13 protein-coding genes are annotated in these 12,248 nt (G+C 69.1%); all 13 read right to left on the bottom strand.

Annotated features, from left to right (window positions below):
- Window positions 1-21: 21 nt before the first annotated feature.
- Window positions 22-585 carry a type 4 pilus major pilin gene (locus tag PX653_RS22955; protein ID WP_277415003.1) on the bottom strand — a complete coding sequence of 188 codons (564 nt, stop codon included), beginning with the start codon at window positions 583-585 and terminating at the stop codon, window positions 22-24.
- Window positions 586-646: 61 nt separating this feature from the next.
- Window positions 647-1,723, bottom strand: a complete 1,077-nt coding sequence (locus PX653_RS22950; RefSeq protein WP_277415002.1) for a type II secretion system F family protein — start codon at window positions 1,721-1,723, stop codon at window positions 647-649.
- Entirely contained in the window at window positions 1,713-3,269 is a 1,557-nt protein-coding gene (locus tag PX653_RS22945) for a GspE/PulE family protein (RefSeq protein ID WP_277418645.1), read from the bottom strand. Before PX653_RS22945 ends, PX653_RS22950 begins: the two co-directional genes overlap by 11 nt.
- An 86-nt stretch (window positions 3,270-3,355) precedes the next feature.
- Window positions 3,356-3,865: a type IV pilus biogenesis protein PilP gene (gene pilP / locus PX653_RS22940; RefSeq protein ID WP_277415001.1), complete on the bottom strand. Its 510-nt coding sequence runs from the start codon at window positions 3,863-3,865 to the stop codon at window positions 3,356-3,358.
- A complete protein-coding gene (gene pilO2 / locus PX653_RS22935) occupies window positions 3,855-5,117 on the bottom strand; it encodes a type 4b pilus protein PilO2 (RefSeq protein WP_277415000.1) in 1,263 nt (420 codons plus the stop codon). Before pilO2 ends, pilP begins: the two co-directional genes overlap by 11 nt.
- A 4-nt stretch (window positions 5,118-5,121) precedes the next feature.
- On the bottom strand, window positions 5,122-6,870 hold the full coding sequence (gene pilN, locus PX653_RS22930; protein ID WP_371876372.1) for a PilN family type IVB pilus formation outer membrane protein: 1,749 nt from the start codon (window positions 6,868-6,870) through the stop codon (window positions 5,122-5,124).
- Window positions 6,867-7,421 (bottom strand): TcpQ domain-containing protein, encoded by a 555-nt coding sequence (locus PX653_RS22925; protein ID WP_277414999.1) that lies wholly within the window; start codon window positions 7,419-7,421, stop codon window positions 6,867-6,869. The genes pilN and PX653_RS22925 overlap by 4 nt, the downstream gene beginning before the upstream one ends.
- 128 nt (window positions 7,422-7,549) lie before the next feature.
- Window positions 7,550-9,568: a type III secretion system outer membrane ring subunit SctC gene (gene sctC, locus PX653_RS22920; protein ID WP_277414998.1), complete on the bottom strand. Its 2,019-nt coding sequence runs from the start codon at window positions 9,566-9,568 to the stop codon at window positions 7,550-7,552.
- Entirely contained in the window at window positions 9,565-9,975 is a 411-nt protein-coding gene (locus PX653_RS22915; RefSeq protein ID WP_277414997.1) for a hypothetical protein, read from the bottom strand. Before PX653_RS22915 ends, sctC begins: the two co-directional genes overlap by 4 nt.
- Window positions 9,976-9,979: 4 nt before the next feature.
- Complete coding sequence (locus PX653_RS22910) at window positions 9,980-10,213, bottom strand: hypothetical protein (protein WP_277414996.1); 234 nt, start codon at window positions 10,211-10,213, stop codon at window positions 9,980-9,982.
- Between the two features lie 56 nt (window positions 10,214-10,269).
- A complete protein-coding gene (locus PX653_RS22905) occupies window positions 10,270-10,869 on the bottom strand; it encodes a FliH/SctL family protein (RefSeq protein WP_277414995.1) in 600 nt (199 codons plus the stop codon).
- Window positions 10,866-11,438 carry a hypothetical protein gene (locus PX653_RS22900; protein ID WP_277414994.1) on the bottom strand — a complete coding sequence of 191 codons (573 nt, stop codon included), beginning with the start codon at window positions 11,436-11,438 and terminating at the stop codon, window positions 10,866-10,868. Before PX653_RS22900 ends, PX653_RS22905 begins: the two co-directional genes overlap by 4 nt.
- Complete coding sequence (gene sctJ, locus PX653_RS22895; protein ID WP_277414993.1) at window positions 11,435-12,247, bottom strand: type III secretion system inner membrane ring lipoprotein SctJ; 813 nt, start codon at window positions 12,245-12,247, stop codon at window positions 11,435-11,437. Before sctJ ends, PX653_RS22900 begins: the two co-directional genes overlap by 4 nt.
- Window position 12,248 lies beyond the last annotated feature (1 nt).

The following is a 12,248-nucleotide window of genomic DNA, read 5'->3' as shown; positions in this document are numbered from 1 at the left end:
CTTTCCGAGCTTTAGAGGGCGTCAGGACGCGGTGAACGTCACAGCGTTGGTGGTCCCGTTACACACCCCTTCGGCATCGGCCGCTTTCACCGGGAACGACTCGACCTTCTTATTCCCTTGATTAATCGAGGACCAACCGCTAGCACCACTCACCACATTCATGCAGACATCTTTCGGAAGTCCCGCATACGAGATTGTGAACGTCGCCGTGTTGCCGGTCACCGTCACGGCGCCGCCCCAGCTGTTGGTTATCGAACCCGCGTCACCCCGCGTCAACGTAGAAGGCACTACGTTCGCTGCTACGAGCGCGGTGTTCATGTTGTTGTCAGTGCCATACGTCTGCCCCAGGTACAGCTTGCGCACCGCCGTGCGCAAGGAAACCACCTCCTCGCTGGTCTGATTGGCCTTGGCACTACCAAACGCCCCATTCAACAAAGAGACCGCGCCCAGTACGACAACGGCTGCCACGCCCAGGTAGGCAATGGCCTCCAGCAGCGAAGCGCCGCGCTGTCGCCGCGGATCGAACGGCCGCGTGACCGTCTCGATGGCGCCGACAGGATTACGTTGTTGGTGCATGCTGTTCATGATGTGACCTCGGATTCCATGGGTTGGTTGATGACTGGACTGGTACTTCAAAAATCGTTTCTTACTGCACGCCGCGGGCCATCGTGGCGATCTCCTGCTGGATGCCGAAGAAGCCGGAAACCAGCCACGCGATCACCAGCGCCAGGGTGACGATGGCAAAGCCGTTCAGCACCTTCATGCGCAGCGCGATGGTCTCGACGCCCTCCTCCATCCATTCCGTCGCCAACAGCTTCAGCGCCTCGGAAAAGCCCTTGTATTCGGCATACACGCACAAATCGTCGATGACTTCGCGCGACGGGAACACATAGCCGGCATTCCGCAGCGCCTCGCCGCAATTCAAGCCGGAGCGCACGCCCAGCAGCGCACCGTCGAGCCGTTCGCGCAGCCACGGCTGCGCCATGCCGGACAGCCGCAGCAGCGACTTCTCCACCGTCACGCCGGCCGACTGCAGGGCCGAGAAAGCCATCAGGAAGCCGCTGCCGACCACCAGGCGGTAGATCGAGTACGGCGCGAAGCGGTCGGCGAACACGCGGGCGTCGCCGCGCCACAGCGGCATCGACACGAACAGCCCCGCGATCAGCAGCACGGCCACCACGACGGTCGGCAACATCCAGTTCTGCACCCAGACCGACATCAGGTACAGCGAACGTGCCGTGCCATGCCACAGGTTCGGGTCCATCATCTGAGTGAACTGCGGGATCACGCGGGTTCCAAACATCCAGACATAGCCGGCCGTCAGCGCCAGCACGGCCAGCGGATAGGCGATGCCGCCCACGATCGTGCTCTTGATGCGGCGCGACGCCTGCACCACGTCCACCACCGCCAGCAACGTCGATTCCAGCCGGCCGGACTGCTCGCCGGCCATGATGATCATCTGCTCCGTGCGCGGCACCCACCAGGCCAGCCCGTCCGACAGCAGGTGGCCGTTCTGCACCATGCGGCGGCAGTCGTCCAGCACCAGCGCCAGCGGCTCGTTCGGCTTGCGTTCGTTGTCGGACGCGCGCTTGCGCAGGTCTTCCAGGATCTTCAGCAGCGGCAGGCCGCTGGCCAGCATCTTGGCGATCTTGCGGTACAGGCGCAGGCGCACGCTGTCGGTGAACTGCGTGCGCGCCCACCAGCGGTTGACGTCAACGCGCATCGCGCCCTCCCGTCACTTCGCCCACTACCTGCAGCCGGCGCGTGGGCTGGCCCGCGCTCAAGGTCAGGTGGCCGACGACCTTCTCCGCCATGCGCGGATCGATCAGGCCCGCCGCCACCTTGTCGATCGCGTGATCGACGATGGTGCGGCCGTTCAGCTCCTGCAGCCAGTAGGCCAGCGCCGCGCTCTTCTCGCCCTGGCGGATGTAGCGGAAGAACTGGTCGTCCGGCACGATCATCTCGGCGATGACGGTGCGGCCCGTCGTGCCATGGCCGCCGCAATGGGGACAGCCGGGGCCCGTCAGGAAGACCTGGCGCAGGTCCGGGATCACCTTGCGCACCCGCTCCAGCAGCGCCGCCGGCAGCGCGTCCGGCACGGCGCTTAGGGGCAGCTTGCACGCCGGGCACAGCGCCTTGACCAGGCGCTGGCTGATCAGCCCCGTGATGACGGTGTGGTCGGCCACGAGGCTGGTCGGCAGGCCCAGGTCCAGCAGGCGGTCGATGATGCCCATCGCGCTGTTGGCATGCACGGTGGTCCAGACCTGGTGGCCCGTCATCGCCGCGCGCAGCGCGTTCTGGGCCGAGGCGCGGTCGCGTACCTCGCCGATCATGATCGTGTCCGGGTCCAGCCGCATGGCGTTCGAAATCGCCGCCGCGAACAGCCGGGCGCGTTCTTCTTCCGAGCCGGCATTGGTGACGGAAGTCTGGATGGCGCCGTCGATCGGGTATTCGACCGGGTCTTCCACCGTCAGCACGTGCAGGCGGCCGCATGCTTCCAGCAGCTCGCCCGCCAGCACGCGCTGCAGGGTCGTCGATTTTCCGGAGCCGGTCGGGCCGCTGATGATGTTCAGGCCGATCGGCTGCTCCTTCAATTGCTGCAGCACGGCCACATGGGCGGGGCTGAAGCCGAGCGGATGCAGGTCGACGTTGTCGCCGGCGTCGTTGTACAGCAGGCGCAGCACCATCAGCGTGCCTTCGCTGGTGGGCACCGTGGCGATGCGCACGCCGAACAGGCCGGGCGGCAGCTTGTCGCGGTCGGCGATGCTGGCATCCTGCCGCTCGGACGGTTTATAGGAGCTGTCGGAGACGGACGTCATCGCGCCATACAGCGTGGCCAGCAGCCGCTCGCCGTACTCGCGGGTCTGGCCGCTCATCGGCACCAGGTCGTTGTGGATGCGGAAGTGGATCTCGGTGCTGGCCTTGCGCACGCGGATGTGGATGTCCGACGCGCGCGCGTTGCAGGCCCGGCTCAGCAGGTCCTTGGCCGTCACCTGCATCATCGAGTGTTCCTGGTGCCGGTCCAGCTGCACGCCGGGCGTGCTCTGGTTCAGGCGGCGCACCGTATCGATGCGCACATAGACGACCTGGAACGGGCAACCCATGCGTTGCAGGCGCGCCTGGTACGACAGCACGTGCACGTTCAGCTGCTGGCCGTCCGCCACCAGCAGGCGGCCATCCTCGAGCAGGCAAAGCAGCTTGCGTTCTTCCGCACTGGCCTCGAAGGGCCCGGCGTGGCTGCGTACCTGCACGTGCTGGAAATCGGTCATGTCGCCTCCCGCGTCGACCGGCAGGCCGGCGATGCTGGCGCGCGAAGGCGACAGCACCGGGGCGGCCGGCTTCGCCAACTGCAATGTCATCGCACCACTCCGCGCGCGGCGGGCATCGGCAGCGCCAGGCCCGGACTAGGATAGTTCGGGTTGAATTCCGTGCTGTTCTGCGTGAAGCCGGCCAGGCGCACGCGCTTGGCGCCCGGCGCCTGCGCCAGCACGGCGTTCGGCTCCACGGCCAGGATGCGCATCCCGTTCGGCAGCACGCTGCCGGCCTGCACGTCCAGCATGCTGCCGTCGGACAGTTCCAGCGTGGCGTACAACGCCTTGCCCAGGCCCTCGATGGCGCGCACCACCGGCTGGCCGACGACCGGCGGCGCGCTGATCGCCACGCCCATCGCCTGCTTGGCCGCGATCTCGTTCTGCTTGGCGATGATGGACGACTGCACCTCCAGCTGCTTCTCGCGCGCCTTCAGCAGTAGCGTCTCCGCCTCGATGCGGGTCAGCGTGGCCGCCGTGGTCTGCGCCAGCGTGCCACCGGCGGCGAGCAGGCCGGCCATGATGAAGGCCAGCTTGATGGGTCGATCATTTCGCATAAATCACTCCTTCGATTATCCAGCGCATGCCACGGTACGTCGCTTTTTCCACCCGCACGCCGGGTTGGCTGAGCAAGGCGCCGATCTGCTGCGGTTCGATGCCGGCCGCTTCCAGCGCGAACTGGTATTCCTGCCAGGGTTCGTTCGGTGCCACCTGGCCCGGCACGGGCGGCGGCGGCTTCTTGCGCAGCACCTTGAACGGGATGCCGACGCCCTGCAGGCGCGACATCACGGCGTCCACCACGTCTTGCCGCCCCATCAGGGCCTCGGCCTCGTGCGGCTTGGCCGGCGTGCGTGCCTGCACCAGGGTGGCGCGGTCGCCGCCCGGGTCCACCTCGGCGGTCGGCACCACGGCGCGCAGCATCGCGATCGTCGAGGCCTGGCGCGACCACGCGTGGCGCAGCTGTTCGCGTTCGCACACGTATTCGTCCAGCAGCCAGCCGCCCGGCGTCAGTTCGCCCAGTCCGTCCGCGCACGCGCGCAGCGTGGCGGCTGGTGCCGGCAGCGTCGCCCACGGCTTGACCTGCACCGCCTGCTGCTGCAGCACGCGGCGCTGCGCGGCGATCGCTTCTTCCTGCCGCAATGCCTCCTGCTTGGCCTGCCAGGCCTGCCAGTACAGAGCGGCACCGCCCATGGCCGCCACCGCCGCGCCGGCGCCGATCAGGGCCCAGGGCGAGCGGCGTGCGTTGATCTGGCGCAGGCGCCACCACGAGTGCAGCCTGACGCTGCCGTCCTTGCGGCGCGGCAGCAGGCTGTCCAGGTCGCGGGCATTGAAGTTGTGAAAGCCCTGGTTTTCCAGCTCGGCGTCGCCGATGACGACGTTCCAGCCTCCCAGCGCGTAGTCGGCATGCAGCCGGTCCAGCACTTCTTCCTTGCTGCCGACGAAGTCGCCGTTGGGCAGGAAGTTCGCGTCGCGCACGGCGAAGTAGGCCCACTGGCCATCCGCCAGTTTCAGCGCGCCCAGCCAGTTGTGCACCGGCTGCTGCAGGCCGTCGTACCAGGCGCCTTCCAGCGCCAGCGTTTTCGATACGGCCGCGCCGAGCGAATACAGCGCGCGCGTGGCGCCCTCGCTGCTTTGGGCGAAGCCCGCCTGCGCGGTGCTCTGGTCGCGCCGCACCACGACGAGGTCGGAGGCGATCTTCTTGCCCAGGTCCGCCGCCTCGCGCTGCAGTTCGCGCGGGCGCGACAGCGACTGCCAGAACAGCCCGCAGACGAAGCGGTGCTTGCCGATCTGGGTGATATGGATGGCCATGGCCTCAGGCACCCGCGACGGCGACGGGCGTGACCAGGATGACGATCACTTCCTTGTTGCTGTTGGCTTTCACGCCGCCGCCCAGCAGCATGTTCTTCGGCGTGCCCACGCCGCGGTTGTCCACGTTCTCGTCGGTCTGCTCGAAGCCGCTGATGACGAGCGTCTCGCTCGACTTCATCGACACGCGCTGGAGGAAGTTGCGCGTGTCCAGCTCGGGCGACTCGATGCGGTTGCTGCCGCTGGTGATGGTGCGGATGCCGCGCAGCGTCGAGATGTCGATCGAGAACTGCAGCATCACGGTGCCGTTGGTCAGCACGTGCGGCAAGATGCTCATGTTGAAGCCGGACGTGACGACGCCGGGCACCAGCGACGACGTCGTGCCCACCTGTGCCACGATCGACGTCTGCGAGCTTTGCAGGTAAGTGGTCTGGCGCGCCACCTGCACCGGCACCGGCTGGTTGTTCAGCGTGACGACCGACGCGGTGGTCTGGCGCCGCACCTTGCCCTGGTCGGACAAGGCCTTGACCATCAGGTCGGTGCCGGAGAACCTCGAGTTGCCCATGATCGCGGCCGAGAAGCCGACGGCGTTGGTGCTGCTGTCGGCAAACGTGTTTTTGATGCCGAAGCGGCGATCCAGGCCGTTGTAGACGAGGTTCCAGTCGATGCCGTACTCGTCGCCCTTGTTCAGGCTGACCGACAGCACGGTCACGTTGATGACGATCTGGCGCGACAGGGCCTTGTTCTCGTTGTCGATATAGGTCGCGATGCGGTCCAGCGAGTCCGGCGTATCGACCACCGTGATTGCGCCCGTGGCCGGCGAAGCCAGCACCTTGCCGTGCGGGGACAGCATCACCTTGATGGCGCTTTCGATGCCCGTGTAGACCGACAGCTTTGACGCGACGCCCGTGTTCTGGCTGTTGTTGGCCGAGACGGCGCTGCCGGCACTGGCGCCGCCGGAACCGCCGCTGGAACCGCTGCCGCCGGAAACGCCGCCGCTGGACGCGGCCCCGCTCGTCACGTTGGCCGTAAACGTCGAGTCGCCCGGCACCGCGTTGATCTGGAACGTGCGCGCCTGGGTGTGGAAGAACTGGATGACGCCGTCGCTGTACTTCCACGACACGCCGAAGCGCGCCGCGACCGTGTCGAGCAGCCCCTTGAACGAGCCGTTGGCATACGTGATGCGCACGCCGCCCCCGGCCGGATCGACCTGGAACGTGGCTTTCGGCGTCGCGCTGGCAGCACGTGCGCCATCGCCCACGCCGGCGTCGCCCGGCATGCCCGGCGCGCCTGGCGGCATGCTCAGTGGCGGCACGCCGCTCGGCGGCTTCAGTGCCGGCGCGCTGCGCCCGCCGCGGCGGAAGGCTTCGGCCGCGATGGTCTGCGCGTCCGCGTTGACGCGGCTCGGAATTCCCGAGCGCAGGGTCAGGCGTTCGGCCAGTTCGGACAGCGATGCGATGCTGCGGTCGAACGTGGCCGGCTGGTAGAAGATCGGCGGCAGCGGCGCTTCGGAGAGCTTGATGACGTTCTTGCCCAGCCAGATGCCGCTTTCATGCGACACCAGCGGCGACGTCGCCACGACCGCGCCCGGCGCGGCCTTGCCGACGTCCTTCATCAGGCCGGAGGTCTTGGTTTCCGCCTCGTCGGCATTGCTGTCGATGCGTTCGGCCAGCGGCGAGCAGCCGCCCAACATGAGGATGCCGACGGCCGCGGCCGCGATGCCGCGGCGCGGCAGGAACGTGCGGGCGCGGCTCATTGTGCCCCCTTCGCCATGATGCGCAATACCTTGTTCCCGCTGTAGAACACTGCCTTCATCGGAATCTCCGCGCCTTCCATGCTGTTGACGACCACCGCCACCGCTTCCTCGAACTTGCCCGGGACGGTGGTATGGGCCTGCACCGCGTAATCGACCGGCAGCTCCCACAAGAGCTGCCATCCTGCCGCCGCCGCCCAGCGGGCCATCGCGGCGTTCAGGGTGCGGTCGGCCACGACAATGTCCCAGCGCTCGCCACCGGCGGCCGGGATCGGCGCGGGCGGCACCAGCGGCGGTACGGCCGGCGGGGCGTTGGTCGTGACGACGGTCGCCTGCTCGACGGCCGACTTGCCGCGGCGGGCGTTCTGGCGCGCTTTCGGGGCGGATTTGGCCTTGGCGGCCGGCGCGGCCGCCGGTTCCTCGCGCGGCAGCAGCGAATTCACGGCGCTGGCCGGCAGCGGCGCTGCGGCGGCCAGCGCGAGCAGCAGGCAGGCGCCGAGGCGGGCAGTGAAGCGGCCTGCGAACGGGCCTGGGCTTGCGGTTGTGAGGTACAAAACGATTCTCCTGTTCGCAATCAAGGAAGGCGGCGCGGGCGCCGCACTCCATATGTCATTTATGGTAACGAAACGGGGATACAAAATTCTCAACAAAACTCATCGCGGCCATTGGCGCGGGTTTGCGCCTAGCGGTTGCGCGCTGAGGCCGCGGCCGGGATCAGCGCCCATGGCGAGCTGGCGCTCCGGCTGGCCGCGTCGGCCGTGCGCGGTGGCGTTCCCGGAGGCGGTGGTACCGCGCCGTCGGCATCGGCGCGCCGCGACGGCGCGCGTGGTACCGGCGCCGGCAGCAGGGGCTTCATGGGCGCCTCGCGTACCTCTTCCTGGCGCTGTACCGGCGCCGGCGCGGGCGGCGGGGCCACGGGATTGCCCTCGGCTGCCGCGATGATGGCCCGTCCCTTCGCCACGGCCTGCGCCCGGCTCGACGCCGCCGACTGCGCCGGCGCGGCCACGCCGGAGGTGCCTGAAAGGCGCGGCGTGATCAGGAACAGCCGCTCGCGCGTGCTGGACGACGTGCTCTCGGTGCGGAACAAGCCGCCGAACAGGGGCAGGTCGCCCAGCACGGGTACCTTCTGCCTGTCGCGCGCCAGCCGTTCGGCGCGGTAGCCGCCGATCATCAGGGTTTGCTGCGAATCGATGATGGCCTGGGTGCTGATGGTGGAGCGGGTCACGTTGACGTTGCCATTGGCGCCCTTGCCGCCGTTGGCAGCCGGGTTGTCGAGCGAACCGTCCTCGATGTCGACCTCCAGCCGCACGCGGGTGGCGGCGCCCTCGCGGATGATGCGCGGGATCACCCGCAGCATGGTGCCGGCCGTGATGTCGGCCAGGTCCGCCACCCGCTCGCCCACCAGCGACACATAGGAGCTCTGGCTCAGGTCCAGCACGGCCGCCACGTTGTCGATGGTCAGCACGGTCGGCGTGGCCAGCACGCGTGCGTCGCCCTTGGCTTCCATCGCTTTCAGGCGCGCATAGAAGCGGGCCGCATCGCTGATCAGGAGGGTGGCGCCGGCCACCGGCAGTGCCGTGCCCAGCGAGGCGGCCGCCGTGCCATTGACCACCGTATCGACGGCGCCGGCGCGCACGCCCCATTCCACGCCCATCTCGGCCAGCTTGCTGCGGTCCATGTCGACGATCAGCGCCTCGATCTCGATCTGCTGCGGCTGCACGTCCAGCTCGGCGATCAGCGACGCGTACATGGCGCGCTTGTCGGCCGTGTCGTAGATCAGGATCGCGTTCAGCGCCGGATCGGCCTCGATACGGGGCCGGCCGCCTTCCTCCCGCGCGCGCTGGGCGCCGTTGTCGCGCCGCTCGGCTGGCGCCTCGGCCGCGCTGGCCTTGGCCGCGTTGGGCTGCTGATTGAAGATCGGCAGGAACGGCGGCGCGCCGTTGCCCGAAACCTGGCGTGCGGCCCCTGGCTCGATCTTCGGCCCGCGCGAACGCTTGTTGCTGGCCGTGTCCACGGCCGGCACGTCGGCCAGCTTCTCGCCGCCCTGGGACCCGAACAGCAGGTTGGTCAGGATCGTTTTCACCCCGGGGATCGTCTCGGACTGGCCGCGCGCGTTGATCGTGCGGTCGGTCACGCTGGCGTACTTCAGGCGGAACATCATCACGCGGCGCGCCTTCGAATCGGCCTTTTTCGTATCCGGCATCAGGATGTCGCGCGCCAGGTGTACGTACGCGCGCGGACCGCTGACGATCACCGTGCCCGTATCGGGCAGTTCGCCCCAGCCGAAGCGCTCGTCGTACAGGCCCACGCCGATCATCGCGGCGCGGGCGTCGGCCACCGCGTCGTCGCCCACTTCCAGGCGCAGCGAAATATTGTCGTCCGCCGGCACGATGTGCAGCGTGTCGTTGTAGACGAACCAGCGGAACGGGTAGGCCTGCGCCACCCGGTTCAGGAAATCGGTGCCGTTGTCGGCCTTGAAACGTCCCTTCATGACGGGATTGGCCTTGAGGTCGAGGGCGAGGCGCACGTCGTAGACCTGGGCGAACTGCTCCAGCACGTCCCTCAGGCGCAGGTTGGCCGCGTCGATCGACAGGCCGCTGGCTTTCCAGCTGCCCGGCGGCGTGGCCAGCGCGGCTGCCGGCACGGCCAGCAGCGCGGCGGCCAGCAACAGCCGGCCCAGTCCCCGGCGCGCGGCGCTCACGGCAGCGCCCCGGCAAAACGGGCGCGGATGCGCTGTTCCTGCGCGCTGAGGCCGTCGTCGCGGCGTGGCCGGTGCGGCGCCAGCCAGGCCCGCCACAAGGCGCCCTGGTTGAGGATATCTTCCAGCGCCCCGGCGGCATCGAGCCAGCCGGCCACGCCGGGCAGCCAGCGGTTCAGCACCAGCGCCTTGCCGTCGTCGGCCACGGCCAGGCCGGCGCCGAACTGGCGCGCGCTGTGGAAGCCCGCGCGGGCCGCCTCTTCCAGCTGGGCGGGCGTGAACTCGCGCAGCAGGTAGATACCCAGTTCGGCACCGCCAGGATGGCGCCGCAGGTAGGCCGTTTCGCCGTCGATGGCGACCGCTTCGTCCAGCGGCAGCCCCTCCAGCCAAAGCTCCAGTTGATCGCTCATGGGATCAACGGGTTTCGTTGAGCACCGTTTTCAGGGGCTTTTGCAGCAGGTTGAACTGGGCGTTCATCGCGCTGTGGGTGACGGATTGCACCTCGAGCAGGCGCGTGAACTCCGCCGGATCGGGGTGTTCGCCATTGGTCTGGCGACGCTGGAAATCGGCGATGCCGTCGGTGCTGTCGTCGAATTTTTTGGTCAGCGACCGCAGGGATTGCAGCACGGGGTTCTGGTTGCTCGACATGGGACACTCCTCTTCAAGGGTTGCGAGGCGGCGCGACGGAAGCGCGCGGCTTGTCCTCATGAGTGTCGCGATGCGCCATTCGGTTCGCCCAGTGACGCCGACAATGCGCTGGCCGCGGCGCCGAAGTCGGCATGCCATTGCCCGCTGTCCGCCTCCAGCCGGCAGGCGCCGGGCGCCAGCGTGGCATCGGCCTTGACGGGCCACTCCCAGCCTTCGGCCAGCGCCAGCTCGTCCGGGTGCAGGCGCAGCATCGCGTTGACCAGCTTGGGGGGCGCTTCCTGCAGCAGGCGGCGGTAGCTGGCCGCGACGCGCTGCCGGGGTGTCGTCTCCAGCACCAGCCGCTCGAACAGCTGCAGCGCCAGGCCGGTCACGATGTCCTCGGCCCGTTCGCCCAGGCTGTCGGCCGCCGCGCGCAGGCCGTCGAGCAGGGCGGCAGCTTCAGCCAGCACCCGCGCCTGGTCCGTGGTCAGCGCCAGCCGCGCTTCCTCGGCGGCGGCGGCCAGCAGGGCGTTGCGTTCTTCCTGTGCGGCGGCGACGATGCGCGCCGCCAGCGCCTGGGCATCCGCCGTGGTGCCCAGGTCGGCCGCGCGCAGCACGCCGTCGGCTGCCAGCAGGTCTGGCGCGGGTGCCAGTTGCGTCACGCAGAATGTGCTCATGCCGCCTCCTGGAAGTCGTGATGGGTCGCGCGCTCGAGGCACAGGCGCCAGCAGCGCAGGCGGCGCGCCGCGGCCGCGGACGACGTCTCGGTGCACGGTTCATCGCCCGCCTGTGCCCCCAGCACGAGGCGCAGGCGTGGCCACAGGCCGGCGAAATGCGCCTGCAGCGCGCCCGCCAGCTCCGCCAGCCCCCATGCTTCCAGCGACGGCGCGGGCGCCGTCAGCGCCTGCAAAGGCTGGGTGGTGGCGATACCCATGCACCAGCGCCGCTCGGCCAGCGGCAAGGTCGCCAGCAGGGCCGGCCGGGCCATGCGTGCGGCCAGCAGCGCGGCGTACAGGCGGGCCGCGCGCCGCAGCAGCGCGGCATCCGACACCGCTGCCGCCTGCCAGCCGCCGTCCCACGCCGGCGGCAGGTCGGCCGGCACGCCCGCCATGTCGCACCAGGCGCGGTAGCCATGGCGCCGCGCCAGGGGACTGGCGGTCTGCGCCAACGGGGCCACGGTGCCGCCGAGCTGCCACGGCGCGAACCACCAGTCCAGGAAGTCCTCCGTCAGCTGCGGCGCGCTCACCCAGCCGCTCCCGCAGCGGCGTCGCCGCCTCGCTTGGCGGCGCGCCGCGCCAGCATGCGCGCCACGGCTGGATGCCGGCGCGCCACATTGAAGCCCGCGTAGCCCAGACCGGCGGCAATCAGAGCGGCCATGCCGAACAGCGTGGACCACAGTTGCGTGGCCGATCCGGCCTCGATCTTGAACGGTCCCACCATCGCCCATTCGACCGGGCGCGGCGGCGCCTCGGCCAACGTCATGACGACCGTGACCTTGCTGCGGCCATCCTCGCCCACCAGGCCAGGGATGCTGGACGCGACCAGCCGCCGCACGCGCGGCGCGATCGCATCCTCGTCCAGCGGCATGCGGTACTTGAGGAACACGGCGGCCGACGACGGCTGGATCGGCTCGCCCGGCGCGATCCGCTCCGGCAGCACCACGTGCACGCGTGCCGACACCACGTTGTCGAACTGCTGCAGCGTCGCCTCCAGTTCCTCGGACAGGCCGTGCAGGTAGCGGATGCGCTCTTCCATCGGCGACGAGATCATGCCCTGCTTCTTGAACACCTCGCCCAGGTTGGAGCGGTTGCGGCGCGGCAGGCCGGCGGCCTGCATCACGGCGGTGGCACGCGGGATGTCGGCCTCGGCCACCTGCAGGCTGACACCGGTCTTGTCCTGGTGCTTGGCGACGACGATGCCGGCCGCCGTCAGCGCCATCACGATCTCGTTGGCGTCGGTATCCTGCAATGCCGCCTGCAGCGTGACGGTCTTGCCGCAGCCGGCCAGCAGCGCGGCAATGACCAGCAACAGCAGCGGTCGAATGACGGGGTTCATG

Source organism: Pseudoduganella chitinolytica (assembly GCF_029028125.1).
GTDB classification, from domain to species: Bacteria; Pseudomonadota; Gammaproteobacteria; order Burkholderiales; family Burkholderiaceae_D; genus Rugamonas; species Rugamonas chitinolytica.
This window is presented reverse-complemented; position numbering and strand designations above follow the sequence as displayed.

Bases quoted from the DNA above. Each gene is read 5' to 3' on its own strand.
- PX653_RS22910 (WP_277414996.1), bottom strand. From the start codon at position 10,213: ATGTCGAGCAACCAGAACCCCGTGCTGCAATCCCTGCGGTCGCTGACC.
- PX653_RS22950 (WP_277415002.1), bottom strand. From the start codon at position 1,723: ATGCGCGTTGACGTCAACCGCTGGTGGGCGCGCACGCAGTTCACCGAC.
- PX653_RS22955 (WP_277415003.1), bottom strand. From the start codon at position 585: ATGAACAGCATGCACCAACAACGTAATCCTGTCGGCGCCATCGAGACG.
- sctJ (WP_277414993.1), bottom strand. From the start codon at position 12,247: ATGAACCCCGTCATTCGACCGCTGCTGTTGCTGGTCATTGCCGCGCTG.
- pilN (WP_371876372.1), bottom strand. From the start codon at position 6,870: ATGAGCCGCGCCCGCACGTTCCTGCCGCGCCGCGGCATCGCGGCCGCG.
- pilP (WP_277415001.1), bottom strand. From the start codon at position 3,865: ATGCGAAATGATCGACCCATCAAGCTGGCCTTCATCATGGCCGGCCTG.
- PX653_RS22945 (WP_277418645.1), bottom strand. From the start codon at position 3,269: ATGACCGATTTCCAGCACGTGCAGGTACGCAGCCACGCCGGGCCCTTC.
- PX653_RS22905 (WP_277414995.1), bottom strand. From the start codon at position 10,869: ATGAGCACATTCTGCGTGACGCAACTGGCACCCGCGCCAGACCTGCTG.
- PX653_RS22915 (WP_277414997.1), bottom strand. From the start codon at position 9,975: ATGAGCGATCAACTGGAGCTTTGGCTGGAGGGGCTGCCGCTGGACGAA.
- pilO2 (WP_277415000.1), bottom strand. From the start codon at position 5,117: ATGGCCATCCATATCACCCAGATCGGCAAGCACCGCTTCGTCTGCGGG.